The 21292-nt window shown below is 40.1% G+C and carries 10 protein-coding genes; 3 read left to right on the top strand and 7 right to left on the bottom strand.

The window, feature by feature from the left end; translation table 11 throughout:
* Positions 1-12 precede the first annotated feature (12 nt).
* Positions 13-3060: a SusC/RagA family TonB-linked outer membrane protein gene (locus KO529_RS17470; protein WP_215949156.1), complete on the bottom strand. Its 3048-nt coding sequence runs from the start codon at positions 3058-3060 to the stop codon at positions 13-15.
* 293 nt (positions 3061-3353) lie between these two features.
* Between KO529_RS17470 and KO529_RS17465 the strand changes: the two genes are divergently transcribed.
* Both KO529_RS17465 and KO529_RS17460 read left to right on the top strand, forming a co-directional pair.
* Positions 3354-7460, top strand: a complete 4107-nt coding sequence (locus KO529_RS17465) for a two-component regulator propeller domain-containing protein (RefSeq protein WP_215949155.1) — start codon at positions 3354-3356, stop codon at positions 7458-7460.
* A gap of 31 nt (positions 7461-7491) precedes the next feature.
* Positions 7492-8952 carry a sulfatase gene (locus KO529_RS17460; protein ID WP_215949154.1) on the top strand — a complete coding sequence of 487 codons (1461 nt, stop codon included), beginning with the start codon at positions 7492-7494 and terminating at the stop codon, positions 8950-8952.
* A gap of 751 nt (positions 8953-9703) precedes the next feature.
* Here KO529_RS17460 and KO529_RS17455 read toward each other — a convergent pair.
* The 6 genes from KO529_RS17455 to KO529_RS17430 form a co-directional block, all read right to left on the bottom strand.
* Positions 9704-11314: a sulfatase family protein gene (locus KO529_RS17455; protein WP_215949153.1), complete on the bottom strand. Its 1611-nt coding sequence runs from the start codon at positions 11312-11314 to the stop codon at positions 9704-9706.
* A 202-nt stretch (positions 11315-11516) separates the two neighbouring features.
* Positions 11517-12956 carry a TolC family protein gene (locus KO529_RS17450; RefSeq protein WP_252734466.1) on the bottom strand — a complete coding sequence of 480 codons (1440 nt, stop codon included), beginning with the start codon at positions 12954-12956 and terminating at the stop codon, positions 11517-11519.
* 4 nt (positions 12957-12960) lie between these two features.
* Positions 12961-16206: an efflux RND transporter permease subunit gene (locus KO529_RS17445; protein ID WP_215949151.1), complete on the bottom strand. Its 3246-nt coding sequence runs from the start codon at positions 16204-16206 to the stop codon at positions 12961-12963.
* A 128-nt stretch (positions 16207-16334) separates the two neighbouring features.
* Positions 16335-17417 (bottom strand): efflux RND transporter periplasmic adaptor subunit, encoded by a 1083-nt coding sequence (locus KO529_RS17440; RefSeq protein WP_215949150.1) that lies wholly within the window; start codon positions 17415-17417, stop codon positions 16335-16337.
* A 154-nt stretch (positions 17418-17571) separates the two neighbouring features.
* Positions 17572-18009, bottom strand: coding sequence for a hypothetical protein (locus tag KO529_RS17435; RefSeq protein WP_215949149.1), 438 nt, complete (start codon positions 18007-18009; stop codon positions 17572-17574).
* 216 nt (positions 18010-18225) lie between these two features.
* Positions 18226-19074, bottom strand: coding sequence for a ThuA domain-containing protein (locus KO529_RS17430; RefSeq protein WP_215949148.1), 849 nt, complete (start codon positions 19072-19074; stop codon positions 18226-18228).
* A gap of 292 nt (positions 19075-19366) precedes the next feature.
* Between KO529_RS17430 and KO529_RS17425 the strand changes: the two genes are divergently transcribed.
* Entirely contained in the window at positions 19367-21244 is a 1878-nt protein-coding gene (locus KO529_RS17425) for a sulfatase family protein (protein WP_215949147.1), read from the top strand.
* The last annotated feature ends 48 nt before the right edge of the window (positions 21245-21292 follow it).

Genomic DNA, 21292 nt, shown 5'->3' with positions numbered 1-21292 from the left:
ATCTGTTTTTTTTTAAAATTCTAGTTTTACACCTAGGGTTATTGTCTTAGCATAAGGATATTGGCCTGAAGCAAAACCCTGGGAAACAGAACCTAGTCCGCTACCCGCTGTAAAAGCATTTACTTCTGGATCTCCCAAAGTAAAGTCTGACCAAAGGAAAAGGTTAGTTCCGGTTACATAAACATTCATTGAGCTGAATACACTTCCAAGCCCTTTTGCTTCCATAGGAATGTTATAGTTCAGAGACATAGTTTTTAATCTTAGATAAGAACCATCTTCTATGTTCAAATCACTATTTACATTAAATAGACTATTGGATGGTCCCGCCCTTGGGATATCGGAAGTTTCATTTACTCCTGCTATCCAACGTTGCAATACGATAGGATCCACATTTTGTTCACCCCTACCATAGTATGCTGTCTGTGTTCGTACGTTCCAGATTTCGGCACCATAACTTCCGTGAAAAAATACATCCAAGGATAGATTTTTATAGGTAAAGGTGTTTCTAAATCCTCCGTAAAAATCCGGTATTGGACTACCAAGTACCTGAAAGTCTTCGTCATTAATATTGGTATCACCATTTACATCTTCATATCTAGGACCACCAATAAACGAGCGACCCGCCCTACCATCTGCCGTAATCTCTTCAGCAGTCTTATAGGTACCTAGGTATCTAGCCCCTACAAAGGTTGGCAGTGCCTCCCCAACAATCAACCTAGCAGAGTTACCTCCTTGATTTCCTGTTGATTGCAAAGAGATATATTCCTGATCATCCAATTCCAATATCTCACTCTTGTTAGAAGATATACTAAGATTGGACTCCCAAGTAAAATTATCATTCTGTACATTGATGGTATTTAGACCAAATTCGAAGCCCCTGTTCTCTACAGATCCTAAATTCTGTAATTGGGTAGTTGAATTGGCTCCTACCTGGCCAGATAAGGCCACGGACAATAGTAGGTCATCTGTTGTCTTTTTATAATAATCGGCTTCAAAGGAAATCCTATTGTTCAAAAATCCAAGTTCCAGACCTATGTCCATTTGCTTGGTTGTTTCCCAGGTTAAACCACTACTGGGAACTTGTCCAACAAGTACTCCATTTACCTGAGAACCATTAAAGACGGTCGTTGTATTGGCATAAGTGGCTATGGAATTGTAAGCGGCAACGCCTTGTTCCCCCACAATACCATAACTACCTCTTATTTTAAACCTGTTGATTAGATTGGAATCTGCCATGAACTCTTCTTCATCAACGTTCCAAGCTGCACCCACAGAAGGGAAAAAGGCATATTTATTACCTGTCTCAAATACAGAGGACCCATCATAACGTCCTACCAAGGTAAGCAAGTATTTACTTTTGTAACCATAGTTGACACGACCCAAGAAAGAAGTCAGGGTGCGTTGTCCATATCCGGAACCAACCAGTGCTGTTTCTGAATCACCCAATGCCAAGTTATTAAACGAAACTACGTCATTAGGAAAATTATCGGCTTCGGCAAACGTACTTTCGTTATTGTCTTTCTGCCAAGTAAAACCTCCCAATACTTTTAAGGAATGGTTCCCCAAATCCACGTTATAATTTAAGGTATTCTCATTCAATAAACTCTTGGAGAAATTGGTATTGATCCTACCAAAACCACCATTTACACGTTCGGGAAGAATCCCAGGCAAGTAGTTATTCTGCTTTACATAGTTTAACTGTGCACCAAAAGTAGATTTAAAAGAAAGGTTTTTTGCCAATTCATACTCAGCATAGGCATTCGTAATGATTTGGGTAACCAAGTCGTGATCCACTCTATGTTGTATATCCGCTTCCGGGTTTCGTTCCAGACCAGCACTTATAGGATTTTCAAAAGAGAAACTTCCATCTTCAAGGTAAACAGGTCGTATAGGCAATACGCTAGAAACAATGTTGCCATAATCTACTTTATTGTTTTCAATTTTGTAATGGGTCAAGTTTGTCCTGATCCCGGTCTTAAGCCTATCGGAAACCTTTACATCCACATTGGTTCTAAAGTTTACTCTTTCCAAACCAGAACCCCTTAACAATCCCTTTTGATTGTAGTAGTTTCCAGATATAAAATAATTGGCATTTTCAGAATTACCGGTAATGGATAGATCGGTATTGGAGATAGAACCTGGTTGCTCTACTAAATCCAACCAATCGGTTGTCGTAGTATTTTCAGGATCCAGCACCAATGGTAAGGAAGTATCCGTAAACCCGAAACCGTCAGGTCCCGGTACAAACTGATAAGATTCATTTTTATAATCGATAAAATCCCGTCCGCCCAGAATATTGATCCGGTTGGCCGTTTCCTGTATACTTTGGTAATGATTAATGGCAATTACTGGCTTACCAGGAGCCATTCCCTTACCATTTTTGGTCGTAATCAATATTACCCCAGAGGCACCCCTCGTTCCGTATATGGAAAGAGCAGTGGCATCTTTTAAAATCTCAACAGATTCGATATCGTTGACATTTATAGTATTAAGATTAAAACCAGTACCGGCTATAAATCCATCCACAACATAAAGCGGATCATTGTTCCCGTTAATGGAGCTATTACCCCTAATACGAATGGTAGCACCCGTACCCGGTGTTCCATTGTTGGAGGTAACCTCCACCCCAGTAGCCCTACCTTGTAAGGCCTGGTCTACCCTAGCCACGGGCTGGTTTTCCAAGACGTCCGATTTGATAGAAGCCACAGAAGATACCAAATCTTTTTTGGTAGAGGTACCATAGCCTATGACCACCACCTCATCTAAAAGGGAAACATCTTCCTGAAGCACTACATCAATAGTAGTAGACTTTCCTACCTGAACACTTTGAGCAATAAAGCCCAAATACCTAAATTCCAAAACAGCGCCTTCAGACGCGGCAATGGAGTAATTTCCATCAAAATCCGCAACAGCTCCTGTAGTAGTCCCTTTGACCAAGACATTCACCCCAGGAAGGGGCTGACCTGTTTCATCGGCGACCGTTCCGCTTATAATTTGCTGAGCTTGAAGCGATACTATACTGAAAAACAGTAGAAGTAATAAAATTCTTTTTAATTCCATATTGGTGTTTGTTGGTTAATAATTAGATCGATTATTCCACAACAATCGACATGGTGTAAATATAAAATGGGACATAGGAGTATAAATCCCAATTTGGTGCAATAATGTTGCATTTCCTTGATTTAAAGGCCTGAATAGCCTAATTTGCAACATATTTACCCTTAATATTTGACATTAGATCCCCTTATTTCGGAATAAGGACCCTTAATTTTAACATTTATTAACATTATTATGGTCTTATACAGACCTATTCATTAAAACCCCCGGCTAATATCTGGTAACAGCTCCAAGCTATGAAGTACATACCATTTTACTTTTTTGCATTATTAATTCACTTAAGCTGTTTGGCCCAAGGGAATATCACTAACCTTCAAAAACTAAATGTAGACGGTGTACCCTTTAACAAAAAGACCAACATAGTATTTGAGGATCACCTGGGTTTTCTTTGGCTTGGTACAGATAGTGGCCTATACAGATATGATGGCCATACTCTAATGGAAAATCAATTCGATGTTTTTGATGAACATTCGATTCCCAACAACACTATAAATTCTATAGTTGAAGACGATCTTGGAAACTTATGGATAGGAAGTGAAAGCTACTTAATTTTCTACGACAGACAAACAAACTGGTTCAAAGGCTATTACAAAAACAATACCTCAAAAGTTTTGGGAAAATCTTTGGACGGCACTATTTGGGCCAATTTGCGAAATACTGGAATCGTAAAAATAATTCCCAATGAAAAGGTCGAAAACATCCAATTTCAAACCGAATTTAATTACAAACAAAATAATAGCATTTGGGCCAACGATAAACAAATCAATCATTTTGCAGAAGACAAGTTTGGGCGCATTTGGCTGGCCACACCCAACGGCATAATTGCTTTAGGAAAGGATAATAAATTAATCGAGTCTGGATTTCTAAAAAATACCGAAACGCTCATCAATACAAAAAACAACACTTTTATTGCAAGTACCAAAGAAGGCCTTTTTCTCCTAGGTTATGGTAAGGCCGACAATAAATTAAAAATATTGGAAACCTATACCCATTTTCAAGGTAACACACCCCTTTTGCCCCAAATTACCACATTGGTCTTGGAAGAGACAACCTCAACACTATGGATCGGAACGCATTCCGGCTTAATAAAGGGAACCCTGAAAAATAATGAATATTCATTTGAAAATATAAATAATTCCAACAATCAAAACAGATCTTCCCAAAGTAGAATCAACTCCTTGACACTTGATAGGTATAACAACCTATGGATTGCCACCAACAAAGGTGTAAATAAATATATAGGAAGAACTTCCATTTTCGAATATACAGGTATAGATGAAAATTTGACCAATTTCTTCCCTCAATCAATAATAAAAGAAAACAGCCGAGAGCTTTTAATGACCATAAATCAAAAAGGGCTTTACCGGTTCAACAAGACACTAAACACCAATGAACTATTACTTCGAACCACTGAAAATTACACTGTTGTAAAAAAAGATTATGAAAACAAGGAACTTTTAATCGGGTTTGGCGGAGCACTTTTAAAATCCAACAACTACACCCTAACAAATCAAACTTTAGGAGTAGATACCCTGCAACAATTTTCAAAAGGCATTAAAGACATTATCCCCCTAAACAAAGATGAAATATGGGTCGGACTCTGGGGAGGTGGAATCAACATTGTACATTCCGGGAGCGACATTTCCAAATTTAAACAAAAGACCATTTCCCTATTAATGGGAAAGAACGTTTCGGTAATGCACTTGGACAGAAGGCAAAATTTATGGATCGGCACCAGGGGAGACGGACTTTTTAAGGTTGATCTGATTAATGAAGAATTAAAAACGTTCAATCCCACCATTAATGATAAAGATGGCCTTTCTTCCAATGCCATTCTAAGCCTACTGGAAACGGGCCAAGGAAACTTATGGATCGGAACAAGGGGCGGTGGATTAAATTTTTACAACGCCGAGGATGAAACCATAAATTCCTTTGGCAAAAAGGAAGGCTTAGTGTCATCTACCATTTCCAGTATTGAAATGGACATGTCCCAGAATTTATGGCTCAGTACACATAGGGGAATTTCCCGCTTCAATGTCCAAGAAAAAAAATTCGTGAATTTTGGGATTGAAGATGGTTTGGCCGAAAGTCATTTTATATTTAATTCCCATAGCAATGACGAAAACGGGACACTATATTTTGGTTGTCCAGGAGGATTTTACAGTGTTCGCACTAAAAATTTTCAGAAATCCGATCTTTTACCTAATACTATAATCACCCAATTCAATATCCTTGGCAATGAATCTGCAGAATCCGCCTTGGAGAACCTTTCATTGCCCCTACAGACCATAGGGCCTTCCAAAAAACTGGAACTGCCCTTCAACAGCAATAACATTGCCATTGAATTTTCTTCCTTAGATTTAACCGCCCCAAATAAAAATGAATATACCTACAAGTTGGAAGGCATCAATGACTTTTGGCACCACACCAAAGCTTCGAACAGAAATGCCAATTATAATGACCTGCCCCCTGGCAAATATACCTTTAAGGTAAAAAGCTCCAATAGCGACGGGGTTTGGAATACTACGCCAGCAGAACTAAGTTTCGTGATTGCACCTCCCTATTGGAGAAGTAACTTAGCTTACTTCATTTACATTGTACTTTTGGCTATTTGCATATACATCACCTTTTTACTAGTGCAAAGATGGTATACATTGAAGAAAAATTTAGTCACAGAGACCATAAGCCGAGAAAAAGACAATGAGATAAACCGTATGAAAATGGTATTTTTCACGGATATCTCCCATGAATTGCGCACACCCCTGGCTCTAATACTAGGAACAATAGAAAAAGTGGTCAAAGAAAAGAATTTTACCTTAAGTCCACTTACCTCCCAACGCATCTACAACAACACCCTTAGAATGCATAGGCTGATCAATCAAATAATGGACATCAGAAAATTTGACGAAGGCAAACTCAAATTGAACATTTCAAAAAATGATATTGTAAAGGACATAGACATTATAAAAAATGCCTTTAACGATTTTGCCAGGATTTATGAAATAAAATACGATTTCAACTGCGAAAAAGAAGAAATTAGGGGTTGGTACGATGTAGACATTTTGGAAAAAATCCTTTTTAATCTTTTATCAAATGCATTTAAATACACTCCTAAAAAAGGAGAAATACATGTTGCCCTTGAATTTGCCAACACCCATGATCTATTCTCTATGGTAAAGCTAAGGGGAAATGGCAAATACATTAAATGCAGTGTAAAGGATAACGGTATTGGAATCCCTAAAAAGGATCTTCCACATATATTTGACCGATACTATCAGGCCACAAAGGCCTATAGTAATCAAATTCCTGGTACCGGAATTGGAATGGAACTGGTCCAAAAACTTGTTGAAAGGCACCACGGAGCCATTAGGGTTGAAAGCGAAGAAGGCGTATTCACAGAGTTTACCTTTTTTCTCCCTATCAATAAAAATGCCTTCGATAAAAAAGAGAGAATTAATACGGGCAAGCCACTAACAAAAAGTTTTATTCATAATTCCGAATTTCAGGTTATCGAGGAGGTTTCCTCTGAATTTGAAGAGAAATCACAAGCCATAAAGTCAGATAAGCCCAAAATTCTACTCGTTGAGGATAATGATGACCTGAGGTTTATGGTCAAGGAAGAATTGAAGCATGATTTCTATGTACTTGAAGCTTCCAATGGCCAAGAGGGTTATAACGCCATAATTAAAGATAAACCCCAGCTGGTTATTTGCGACATACTCATGCCCATAGAAGATGGCATGTCCATGCTTAAAAGGGTTAAAGAAAATAATGATGTGAATACTATTCCCATTTTTATGCTGACAGCAAAAAATTCTGAAGAAACAAAAATAGAATGTCTCAGTTTAGGGGCAGAGGACTATATTGAAAAACCATTTAGCTTAGAATTTGTGAAATGGAAAGTAAAAAACGCACTTATAACCCGAAAAGAACTCCAAGAAAAGTATAGCAAAATAATCACTACAGAACCTAAAGAAATTGAAGTGGATTCCCATGATGAAAAGTTTATTAAAAAGCTTGTTCAAATTATAGAAGATTCTATGGATGACAATTTACTGAGTGTAGAGTTCCTGGCCTCGGAAGTGGGGATGAGCAGGGCCAACCTATATAGAAAAGTACAATCCATTATGGACGATACACCAGTAAACTTCATTAAACAGATACGTTTAAAAAGGGCGGCACAATTGTTAAAGAAGAACAAGATGTACGTTTCAGAAGTAGCCTATATGTGCGGGTTCAGCAATCAAAAATACTTTAGTAAATGTTTTAGTAAGGAGTACGGCAAAAGTCCAACAGAGTATACAAAGCAGTTTTCAACCGAGAAGGTCGAAAAGGCATCTTAAATCAAATAAAATACCAATTAGCCATAAAAAAATGAATCCAATAAGACCATACCTCCCAGCCATTGTTTTGGCAATAATGTGCTCCATCCTATCCTGTAAATCCCCTAAAGAAAACCATCAAAACAAGGCACTTCCCAATATAGTTCTAATAAATGTAGATGATTTGGGATGGAAGGATTTAGGATTTATGGGTAGCGAGTATTATGAAACACCCAATTTGGATGCTTTGGCCAAAGAGGGTATGATATTTTACAATGCATACGCAGGTGCTGCCAATTGTGCACCCAGCCGTGCCTGCCTCCTATCCGGACTTAATACTCCGAGACATGGCGTTTATACGGTAAGCCCATCGGACAGAGGAAATTCAAAGACACGAAAACTTATCCCTATAAAAAACACGGACCACTTAAATGACACCATATACACACTACCACAAATGCTGAAGTCCGCCGGATATATCACCGGAAGTTTCGGGAAATGGCATGTAGGCAATGACCCAAAGGAACAGGGGATAGATGTTAATGTTGGTGGAAGCGCTAAGGGCAATCCTGGAAAAGGGGGGTACTTTTCCCCTTATAAGATAGACCATATTACCAATGGACCTGATGGGGAATATTTAACAGACCGTATTACCAAAGAGGCCATCTCTTTTGTAGAAAAATATAGGGATACTACCTTTTTCCTCTACCTACCATTCTATACGGTACATACCCCAATAATGGGAAAAGAGAAACTGATTGAAAAATTTAAGGACAAGAAAGGTTCTAATGGACAAAACAGGCCGGATTATGCCGCTATGGTGGCCTCCATGGACGAAAACGTGGGCAAACTACTTTCCTCGTTAAAGGCAAACGGACTGGAAAAAAATACCTTAGTAATATTTACCTCGGACAATGGAGGAATTAGGGCCATATCCGAACAAAACCCCTTACGTGCCGGGAAGGGTTCTTACTATGAAGGAGGAATCCGAGTACCATTACTGATAAAATGGCCCGGAAAAATAAAACCTAATTCCAGCGCTACAGCCCGTGTAAGCAATATGGACTTTTACCCCACCCTACAAAATATAGCAAGTCCGGATAAAAAAGCTCCGCTAATGGACGGTATTGACCTTGAACCTATATTTTCGGGTAAATCCCAAGTTAAAAGAGACCTATTCTTTCATTTCCCCATCTACCTTCAGGAATATCAGGGCTTACAGGACGGTAGCCGCGACCCCTTGTTCCGTACCCGCCCAGGTTCCGTAATTATTTCGGGAGACTGGAAATTACATGAATATTTTGAAGACGGCGCATTGGAACTCTACAATTTAATATCGGATCCAAGTGAAGAAAATAATATTGCCGAACAAAATCCTGATAAAACACTGGAACTCCTTGAGAAATTAATGGAGTGGCGCAAAGCAACCAATGCCTTGGTTCCAAGCCAAAAGAACAATGAATATGACGCTGCTTTTGAACAAAAAATGATCCAAGAAAAAAGTCGACAATAAAATTCTTAAAAATAGCTTAGTATAGATTCTAGGTTTGATAGGGCTTTTAGGTTTTAACTTGGAACTACCAATTCTATAAATGCCAATATTAAAAACCCAGCTAGTGCGACTTCTCAATCGGTGCGAAAAGCACCTCATTTCGAAGTGACTCCTGCTGTCGCGAGCAAGGGCTTCTTACCCCTTCCAGCTTCTCCCCCCGTCGCGGTGACCATCCCGGTCATTTCGATCGACCAGAGGGAGGAGAAATCGCACTAGTAGCTCAATCAAAAACATCAACTGTGCTCTATACTACTCTACAAACTAGGGGATCAAATAAACCTTCACTAAAACCTTACTTGTGCGACTTCTCGTCGTCCCGAAAAAAGGGACTCTGTCGAAGTGACCACTGAAACGACAGGTGCCTGCCCTAATGGACGGAATGAGGAAACACTCGCGTTAGCATATTTGTGCCATTCTACCGAAAGGTTTGTGCTTCCTACCCCTTCCCACTTCTCCTTTTTCGAAGCGACCTTCCCTAACTAGGGAAAGGAGTTATTGTTATCGGTGTTTTAGTCATCCATATAGACTTTTCAATTTAATTACCGCTAATAATACGCTGCTTCCCTTGGAAAAGCCTGTTTGCCGACTAAGGTTGGCTCGTACTACAAATTTAAACTCCAGCAATAGGTCCCCATTGGATAAAAATCCAACAAAAAAAAGCGGGCATAATACCCGCTTTTTTTTTGACACCTATTTATTATAATGAAATCCTTTAGTACTTCTTGGATTGTTCAATATACTTATCATCCAGTTCTTTGGAATCCTTATACTTTATCCTAAGTTGGGCCAGTTTTTCCTTCAGTTCCTTCACAATCTCTGCATAAGCCGGGTCATCATAAACATTGTTCAATTCCTTGGGATCTTTCTTGCGATCATATAATTCCCATTCGTCCACGTCATAATAGAAATGGGCAAGTTTGTATTCCTTGGTCACTATGCCATAGTGGCGTTTTACCATATGCACACTGGGATATTCATAATAGTGGTAATAAACAGCTTCGCGGTTCCATTCGGCCGATTTACCTTTTAACAATGGCATTAAACTTTCACCCTGCATATCCTCCGGCGCTGTGATTTGTGCCGCCTCCAAAAACGTCTGGGCAAAATCCAGATTCTGTACCATTTCTTCCTCGGTAGTTCCCGGTTTTATTTCATTGGGCCAACGGATCAACAATGGAGTTTTAAAGGACTCATCGTAAATAAAACGCTTGTCGAACCAACCATGCTCCCCTAAATAAAAACCTTGATCCGAGGTGTAGATTACTATGGTATTTTCGGCTAGGCCATTGTTATCCAAATAATCCAATACCCTTCCCACATTGTCGTCTACGGAGGAAATACTTCCCAAATAGTCCTGCATATACCTCTGGTATTTCCAAGTCATTTTTTCCTTATCTGTCATGGAAGGCCATTTTTCCCTAAAATCTTCATTAATAGCATCGATAATGGGCTTGTATTCTTGCTTTTGTGCTTCGTTGGCACGATTAAATTCGTTATAAATATTGGCTTGGGTATTTTGTACTACAGGTACTACATTGCCCATATCCTCTATGGTTTCTGGCCAAATCTTGCTATCATGGCTATACTCCATATGATATAAAAGATTCATTTCGGCAGTTTTGGCAGCAGTACCCCTGTTGGAGTAATCGTCAAATAAAGTTTCTGGTAGCGGAAAGGTTTTTTGGGTGTACTCCTTAAATTTATCCGCCCTTGGCCACCATGGTCTGTGCGGTGCCTTATGGAGATACATTAAAAAGAAAGGCTTGTTGGGATCCCGTTTTTTATCCAACCATTCCAAACTCATGTCCGTAATAATATCCGTTACATAACCGGTAATAGTGGTATCTCCCTTTTGGGTGATAAAATCCGGGTTAATATAATGTCCCTGCCCAGGAAGGATCATAAATTCGTCCACGCCCTTGGGATTGTTCCCAAAATGTAGTTTCCCAAACATGGCTGTTTGGTAACCCGCCTTTTGAAAGATCTGCGGAAAGGTAACCTGAGTAGTATCGAAAGGATTGTGATTGTCTATTTTTCCATTAATGTGGGTATGTTTCCCGGTAAGAATGGTGGCTCGTGAAGGTGCGCAGATAGAATTGGTAACACTGGCATTTCTGAACAACATACCTTCTTTGGCCAAACGGTCTATATTTGGGGTTTGGATCAAATGATCGCTATAGGCACTAATAGCCTGATAGGCATGATCATCGGACATGATAAACAGGAAATTGGGTTTCTGTGGCTTCTTCCCCTCTTTCTCAGCGCAACTGTACACTGATATTAGACAAAGAGCAACAAGGGAAAATAATGGTAATACTTTCATATAATTGGATGGTTTTAATAAAGCTACTAATATAGGGAACAATAAATATATAAGGTTTATGGATAATCCTCAAATAAATTTGAGGCGCCCCTTCATTTTGGACTTAATCCAAAAGTCTTATCAGCCTTAAAATAGGAAAAGCCATTCTACACGAATGTAAAATGGCTTTCCTTCAAAATAATTGGCAACCCTTGGATAAGCTTTATCTATCCCAACCTCCTCCCAAGGACCTATACATACCTACCTTGGCCAACATTTGGTCCTTTTTGGTCTCTACAAGTTCCTCACTGGATTCGAGGGCATCCCGCTGGGTCAAAAGTACCTCCATATAGTCTGCCCTGGCCGACTGAAAAAGTCTTATAGAGATATCAATGGACTCATTTAGTGCTTGTACCTGTCCCTCCTTTAATTCGTAACTCTTGTTTAGATTATCAATATTTGACAATTGATTTGCTACCTCGATATACGCATTTAAAATAGCCTTTTCATACTCATACACTGCCTGTATTTGCCTAGCGTTGGCATTGCCATAAGCTGCCTTAATTGCATTTCTATTGATTAACGGGGCCACTACATCCCCCACTACGTTATACAACAAAGATTGTGGTGTACTAGTTAGAAATTTCGGTTTAAAGGCCTCCAATCCAACACCTGCCTTTATCCCTAGGGAAGGGTAGAAATTGGCCTTGGCCACTTTAACATCCAACTTGGCCGCAGCCAGTTCATATTCTGCCTGCCTTATATCCGGTCGGTTCTGCAACAATTGGGATGGTATGCCAGGATTAACGGCAGCAATCTCTTTATCTATAAAACCTTCGGAATTCCTCAAAATAGGCTGTGGCGACCTACCGATTAAAAAATTAATCTTATTCTCAGTTTCTACGATCTGCTGTTGTATGCCGTATTTTTGACTTTGATTCTTTAGCACCTCTGCCTCAAACCTTCGAACGGCCAGCTCCGTTGCCCTCGCCGCTGTTTTCTGAAGCTTCACCATGGCAAGGGCATTTGTTTGAATGGCCAAGTTTTCTTCAATAATTGCCAACTGACTATCCAAAGCCACTAGCTCGTAATAGGAAGCGGCTACCTCGGAAACCAGATTGGTCACCATAAAATTCTTTCCCTCAATAGAGGAGAGATATTCGAAAACAGCAGCCTTTTTGGAATTTCGCAGCTTTTTCCAAACATCCACCTCCCAAGAAGCGTAAGCTCCTACCATAAAATTGGATAGAGGTTCCGGGAACTCCTCCCCCTCTCGAATTTCAAGATGCTCCTCCACTGCACCATTTCTGGTATAAGCACCCACTTTTTCCACTTCAGCTCCGGCCTGAATATTGACAGAGGGCAGATATTCGCCTTTTCTGGTCCTGATCTCATTATTGGCCATCTCCACTTGTTGAAGTATAATATTCAGTTCCTGATTCCTTACCAAGGCCGTATCTATCAACGCACTTAGCTGGGGATCTGAAAAAAATTCCTTCCACTGGATACTAGCACTGTTCAAACTGTCTTCCAATTGATTTTGGTACCGATCTGGCACCTCTGAGTTTTCTTCCAACAGCGTTTTTGAAGGAACACAGGAATATACGGCTACAACAGCAATTAAAGCCAACCCATACACCCTGATCCTTTTAATGGTTAACATTCTCTTATTTTTCATCATCTTTTCCTTTGGTTAGTTTTTTCAAAAGTTTTGTAATCTCCCTCAGTTTGGCCCTAGTCCTACTTTCTCCCTCACTGGTACGCATTAATTCTTCGGAAAAAGGTTCACTGGCCTCATCTTTGATCAGATTCCTTCCTTCTGCCATACTGCCAAAAATGTAATAAAGTCCTGGTATAACCAACACCCCGAATAGTGTACCTATGAGCATTCCGCCCAAGGCCGACCCACCGATGGTCCTGTTTCCAATGGCTCCAGCTCCGGTAGCCACGACCAGGGGAATCAAACCAGCGATAAACGCGAATGAAGTCATTAAAATAGGTCTGAAACGGGCACGGGAACCTTCTATGGCCGCTTCAAGAATTGTGGCGCCCTGCCTATGTTTTTGAACGGCGAACTCCACAATAAGTACCGCGTTCTTGCCCAATAGACCAACCAGCATAATTACCCCTATCTGGGCATAAACATCATTGGCCAAGCCCATCATTTTCAATAACGCAAAAGAACCGAAAACACCAACGGGCAACGAAAGAATAACGGCAAAAGGCAATAAAAAGCTCTCATATTGGGCCGCCAGTACGAAATACACAAATATCAATACAATGATAAAAATATAAAGGGATTCGTTTCCTCTTTTGGCCTCATCGAACGAAAGCCCTTCCCAAGCAATATCGTAGCCTCTGGGCAGGGTTTGGGCAGCCACCTCTTTAATAGCGTTGATAGCATCCCCAGTAGTGTACCCAGGTGCAGGAAGTCCATTGATCGTGGCCGAATTATACAAATTGTAGCGGGTAATCTCATTGGGGCCCAAACGCTTTTCCATAGTCATAAAGGCAGAATACGGCACCATTTCCCCTTCTTCATTTTTTACGAACAATTTTTCCAAATCCGATGGAAGTGCCCTATACTCAGGGGCCGACTGGGTGTAGACCTTAAAGAACCTTCCGAACAGTATAAAGCCCTGTTCATAGGTACTCCCGATCAAAATATTCAGGTTTTCCATAGCCTTACCTATAGAAACCCCTTTTTGCATGGCAATCTTATTATTGATTTTAAGTTCGTATTGGGGATAGTTGGCCGAGAAAAAAGAGAATAATCCTGTTAATTCTTCCCTTTTGGCCAAAGCATCCATAAAATCATCGTTTATCTTTCCAAAACCATGATAATCCGTAGAGTTGGTCTTATCCAACAAACGCATGGAAAATCCGCCCGAAGAACCAAAACCAGGCACCGCCGGCGGCTCAAAATATTCTATCCTAGCCCCCAGATTTTGGGTTTCCTCTTCCAATTCCTCCATAATCTCATGTACGGAATGATGACGCTCGGACCATGGTTTCAAATTGATCAAGCAAGTTCCGGCATTGGATCCACGCCCTTCGGTCATAATCTCATAACCGGCCAATGAGGAAACAGATTCAACCCCATCCATTTCTTCACAGATCTGCTGTAATTTTCGGGCAACATCATTGGTCCTTTCCAAAGTAGCTCCTGGTGGCGTCTGTATAATGGCATATATCATCCCTTGATCCTCATTGGGAATAAATCCTGCCGGAAGCGATTCGTTCGTAAAAAATATCCCCGCGCAAAAAGCTAATAGGATACCAAAGGTGACGATCCTTCTGGTTACGATTTTATCCAATAGTTTTACATAGGTTCCCGTAAGGCGTTCAAAACCCTTATTGAACCAGGCAATAAACTTATCCACGGGCGATTTCCTTTTGGGCTTCCCATGATTGTTCTTTAGCATTATAGCACATAATACCGGGGTAAGGGTAAGGGCTACAACGGCTGATATTACGATGGACCCGGCCATGGTAATCGAAAACTGTCGGTAAAACACCCCCACCGGACCGGTCATAAAGGAAATAGGAATAAATACGGATACCATCACCAAGGTAATGGCAATAATTGCCCCTCCAATCTCACTTAATACCTCTGTTGAGGCCTTATAGGGCGTTAGATTCTCCTCCTCCATTTTTACGTGAACCGCCTCCACCACAACGATGGCATTATCCACAACGATACCAATAGCAAGTACCAAGGCGAATAAAGTAATAAGGTTAATGGACAGCCCGAAGAGCTGCATTACGAAAAAAGCACCGATCAATGATACCGGCACCGCGATGATAGGGATCAGAGTAGAACGCCAATCGCCCAAGAAAAGGAAAACAACTATGGCAACCAAAATAAAGGCATCACGAAGGGTATGTAGTACCTGTTCGATTGAGGCATCCAAAAAGTTGGCAACGTCATAGCTGATCTTATAATCCAATCCGGGAGGAAGGTCTTCTTTAAGCTCCAGTAATTTTGATTTAACCTCGTCAATAACATCCTTACCGTTACTGCCCAAAGTCTGTTTTAAGATAATGGATGCTGATGGGCGACCATCCAAATTGGAATAAATATCGAAGAACTCGCTTCCAAGTTCTACATCGGCCAAATCGCCCAAGGTAATGGTCTCTCCCTCCGCATTGGCGCGAACTATAATATCCTTGTACTGTTCCGGTTGATTGTAACGCCCTACGTAGGTAAGCACATATTCCAAAGACTGGGATTTAATTCCGGAACTTTGCCCGATCCTCCCTGGTCTGGCTATTATACTCTGGTCCTGCATGGCCTCCATGATTTCTTCGGCAGATACATTGTAGGCACGCATACGATCCGGTTTTAACCACACCCGCATGGCGTACTTTCTACTACCCAATATCTGCGCACTGGCAATACCGTTGATACGTTGTATTTCGGGTATTATTTTGGTATAGGCATAATTGTATAGAAACTTCTCATCGTTATGCTCGTCTTCGGCAAACAGGTTTACGTACATCAACATACTGGGTTGTACGGGAGTTATAATTACTCCTTCCTTTTGCACCAATTCCGGTAGGTTCGGCATTACCTGATCTACCCTTGTCTTTACCATTACTACTGCCGTATTGGGATCCGTTCCCGGCTCAAAAATAACACGCAGGGTGCCTTCACCGGCACTGGTGGCATCGGACGCCAGATAGCGCATTCCCTGAACACCGTTAATGGCAGTTTCCAAAGGTATTAGCGTGGAATTCACCAATACATCTGCGCTTGCACCTGGGTACGCTATAAATATGTTAACGGTAGTAGGTGCAATTTCGGGGAATTGCGAAATGGGTAATTGTTTAATGGCCAAAAGGCCAGTAAAAACGATCATGACTGATATGACTATGGCCAATACCGGTCTTTTTATAAATTTTTTGAACATCTTTTGTGAAATTAGGTTAGGTATAAAATTTAATTGCCCATGGAATTTTAATTGTCCTCCTTACATCTAGAAGGGGAAAACAATCCATGCTTTGAGCAATTAATTTTTAAATTTCCTATAAGTTTTACTTACTCGGCGTAAAGAGACAAGTTGTTTATAACCGATTTAGGCTCAATAAATTCGGTTTCGATATGGTCCCCGTCCTTTACCATACGAATGCCGTCCAGTATTATTCTATCTTTCTCGGAAAGTCCCTTTTCTATGATAAAAAGATTAGGTAGTTCCCCGGCAATAGCTATTTCCTTCTGTCGAATAACATCCTTGTCATCAACTACAAAAACATATTTTTTATCCAAAACCTCAAAGGTGGCTTTTTGTGGAATGATGAGGGCGTTCGTATAGGGCACCTGCATAATTATGCTACCTGTTTCCCCATGTCTCAATATGCGATCGGAGTTGTCAAAAGTTGCCCTAAAAGCAATGTTACCGGTCTCATGGCTAAATTCTCCTTCAATGGTTTCAACAACCCCTGTCTGATTAAAACGCTTATTGTTGGCCATCAAAAGGCCTACCTCTTGCTTACTGTTTCTATCAACATTAGTAATATAGTCCAGATACTCCGCCTCAGGAACATTGAAATAGACCCACATTTTACTGTTGTCGGACAAGGTGGTCAACAATTCCCCTTCATCCAAAAGACTACCTTCCCTAACATGAAGGTGGTCCATAATACCATCAAACGGAGCCTTGATATTAGTAAACCCAAGATGGGTCTCGGCAAGCATCACTTCCGCCTTGGCCTTTTCAAAATTAGCCTTTGCCATGGCCAGCTCATTTGCAGAAACCACATTGCCATCGGCCAATAATTTAGTGTTATCATATTCTATTTCGGCCACCCTTGCTTCTGCCGTGGCTTTTTGAAATTCCGCCTCATAAACATTTGGCATAATGTGGAACATTTGTTGGCCTTTTTTTACGGATTGACCTTCATCCACCGAGATTTCTTGTAAGTAGCCCTTTTCCAAAGCACGGACCTCAATATTTCTAATGCTATGTATTTGGCAGACATAGTCTTTAACAACCGCGGTATCTTTCTTTATTGGACTGGTCACGAGATATTTGGTTTCCTCTCGTTTTTCATGTTTTTCGGAATTACAGCTTAATTGGCTCAATAGTATACACACGCCAATAATCATGGGGGACTTCCTCATAATTTTAATTTATTTAAATGAATAATTGGTTTTTAGCAAATAAAATGCTTGGCAAGTCCATTTATAATAGTATAGGACTTACTCATTTTTGATTGAAAACAGTATTAAAAAAGGGGGAACAGGCCTTAATGAAATAAGGTCCTGTCTAGATTTCCTAAATTCTGAAAACTTGAAATTTAATATACCGCTTATATGGAGTGGTAAAAGCGTGGGCATTAAGGTAAGCGGAGTCATTTTCAAGATCGGAAGACAGAGTCTCCAACATTTGGGCGTGTAAAATACCAGTTGCCAGTCCGCTATAATTCAAATCTGTTCCAGAAGAAAAAACAATTTCATCGCTCTCCTCTTCCTCCTCCTCGATATCCGCAACTTCCGCCACGAGTGGTTTTTGAACTTCAAATACAGAAGTATCCGCAAAAACAATAGGGGCTAATTCTTCCTCAACCTCGCAAGGAGAGCTTTCAGAAGCTGCTAAATTTAAAATTGAAAAGAAAGGGTCTACTTCAAGATTTGAATGGGCATAAATAGTGTTGAATCCATTTATTAAAAGGATACAGAGAAGAAGTATATATTTTTTTAATGCCCGATTCATACGGGAATCAAAACTAGACCTTGAATTTTATACCCACAAATAGTAGTTGTTAAAATTAGTTAAAATTAAAAAGAGATATATTATTTTTATGAAAAACGAAGGTCTTTCATCCTGAAAATCAATTAATAATAATTTCGGATTCCAACTTTTGACAATTAAGCATAATAATCTAAGGCAAGTCATCTTTTCCAATCCAATAATGCATAATCCGTTTTGTCACTCTTTTTTAACTACCCATTTTATTCCTTCTAGAAGATGCTGTCGTCCAAAATCCGTATTCAATGAGCGAATGTCATGACCCAATTCTGTATAGAAGAATCTTCCTCCGCCCCAAACCCTGGTCCAAGCTATAGGATGATCCTTTCCCATTCCTACGCCTCCTCTAGTCTTGAAATACTCTCTAACCGGTTCGTATGTTGATTCGTCTACCCTTAGTAAAACCTGTACGCCAGGCAGACCTGTAACAGACTTGGTGTGGTTGGTCCAATCTGCTTCGTACCAAAACTCTTTACCCATTCCCTTAACCGCAGGATGATCCATAGCTTTTGGATCAACCAACACTTTGGCTTTTAAAAATTCAGAATCACTATTGAAATCACAGCCTCCCAATTCCATTATCCAAGGCCAGTTTTCCTGATGCACCAACAATGCATGTAAACCAACAATAGCTCCCCCTGCTTTATACCATTCCTCTATGGCAGTGCGTTGCTCTTCATTAAAAACTTTATCAAGAACATTTGCATTGTTGAACAGCAATACATCATAGTAGCCCAGTTTTTCCTTGGATATATCACTTCCAGTTTCACTTACATCTATTTGCATATTGTGTTCGGCACCTAGCCGCACAATCCACCCGTTTACGATGGGAATGTCCGGATGGCGGAACCAACCTGTACCGGAAAAGAGTAAAACCTTCAATGTAGTTCCGTCTCCCATCGCATTGCGCTCATGCATTTTCTTTTGATGGTCAACATCAAGGTGCTCCTGAGAAATTAACTGAAAGGTGGATAAAAACAATAACGATAAAAAGATAGCTGAAACAATTTGGGTTCTTTTGCTTTTCATAATTGGCAATTATTATTCTTTCGAATTAAGAATACTTTACATCTGTTTCAATAAAAATAAGGGTTTTGCGGGTATAATTAAGAGTCAATATCTTCTTGACGTGAGTTTTACCAAAAAATTAGGCTTATTTACCATAGTGAACGCAGAAAATTCAATGCGTAAAAGTACGTTATACAAGGCTCGTAAACGTACCCAAAAAACAACACGGAAATAGAAGATTTGCTATCTTGGGGACTTTAACAACAATCATGTGCCAAAAATAGCCTGCCATAAATTCAAACCGTATACTCGAATGTTTAAAAATAACCATAGCATAATATTCAATACTTGCGCAATTCTTCTGTGCGCCATCACTATTATTAGTTGCCAAACAAAACCGAAGGAGGAGCTGCCCCCAAATATTGTATGGATTACCTCCGAGGACAATTCTAAGCACTACCAAAAGCTTTTTGATGACAATGGAATTCCTACCCCGAATATTGAATCGCTGGCCAAGGAAGGTTTGATCTTTAGTAGGGCATTTTCCAATGCCCCGGTCTGCAGTGTTGCACGTTCGGCAATAATATCTGGTTGCTACGGACCTCGTATCGGGGCCCAATTTCATAGAAAGATGGCCGTTGTACCCATGCCCGATTCACTCAAAATGTTTCCTTCCTATTTAAGACAGGCTGGTTATTATACCACCAACAATAGCAAGGAAGATTATAATATAATTAAAAGTGATGGTGTTTGGAACGAATCTTCAAAAAAGGCCAGCTGGAAAAACAGGGCTGAAAATCAGCCATTTTTTCATGTTTTTAATATTGGGGTTTCCCATGAATCCAGCATGCACTTCACTGCTCAGGGCATGGATACTATTGCTACTGAAACAGATATAAATTCCTTTAAAATTCAACCCAATCATCCCGACACAGACTTATTTAAATACACCAATGCTCTATACCGTGATAAAATCAGGGAGATGGACCGCCAGGTCGGGAAAATTATCAAGGAACTAAAAGAAGATGGTCGCCTGGATGACACCTTCCTTTTTTACTTCGGAGATCATGGGGGCGTATTGCCCGGAAGCAAGGGATATCTTTATGAAACCGGATTACATGTGCCTATGGTGGTCCATGTTCCCAAAAATTATAGACATCTGGTAAAAAACCAGATAGGTAGCACCATAAATGGTTTTGTGAGTTTTATAGATTTGGCTCCAACCGTTTTAAATCTTGCTGGTATTAGTATTCCCAAAGAAATAGATGGAACCGCCTTTTTAGGCAAGGATATAGAGAGTAAGGAATTGAACTCCCGTAATGAGACTTATAGTTATGCCGATAGATTTGATGAAAAATATGATATGGTTCGGGCTGTGCGAAAAGGGAAGTATAAATACATAAGGAGCTATCAGCCATTTAATTATGACGGATTAATGAACAACTATCGATACAAGCAATTGGCCTATCAGGAATGGCAGTCCTTGTACAACGATGGAAAACTCAACGAGCTACAATCGGCCTTTTTTGAAGCACGCTCTCCCGAAATGCTATTTGATCTTGATACAGACCCTTATGAAACAAAAAATCTGGCAGATGACCCAGCGTATGCAACTACGCTTATTACTATGCGAGAAAAACTCGCTTCCTGGGTAAAAGAAATGCCAGACCTTTCCTTTTATCCGGAACATTACCTCATCGAGAAAGCGTTTGGAAACCCTGTAGAATTTGGAAAAAAACACAAGAAAGAAATTCAAAAATATACTGAGATTGCCGATTTAAACCTATTGAATTTTGATAATGCCAAGAATTCCCTTACCACCGCCCTAAAGTCATCCGATCCATGGGACAGATATTGGGCAATTATTGCTTGTAGCACGTTTGGGCCACAAGCCATTGGAATGGAATCCCAGATAAGGGAAATGGCCTCTACAGACCCTGAGTTAATAAATAGGGTACGTGCAGCCGAATTTCTAGGTATTGTTAAGAAATTGGACCCTTCAACCGTGATGACAAATTCCTTATATGAGTCGGACAAACCAAGTGAGGCGCTTTTGATTTTAAATTCGATCGTACTAATGAATTCGGGCAAATACAACTATAAATTTAATATTCAATTGGATAAAATAGCCAAAACGGTTGCTGAAGATTCAGAAGTACAGCTGAGATTGAAATACCTGAATATTCTATAGAAAAGTCCAATATCAATATACAATCTTGCAAATCAGGGACTGAAGAAA

The sequence above is a fragment of the Arenibacter algicola genome, assembly GCF_018860365.1.
Taxonomy (GTDB): Bacteria; Bacteroidota; Bacteroidia; order Flavobacteriales; family Flavobacteriaceae; genus Arenibacter; species Arenibacter algicola_B.
Note: the sequence above shows the minus strand (reverse complement) of the source record. Positions and strands in the feature narration are given on the sequence as shown.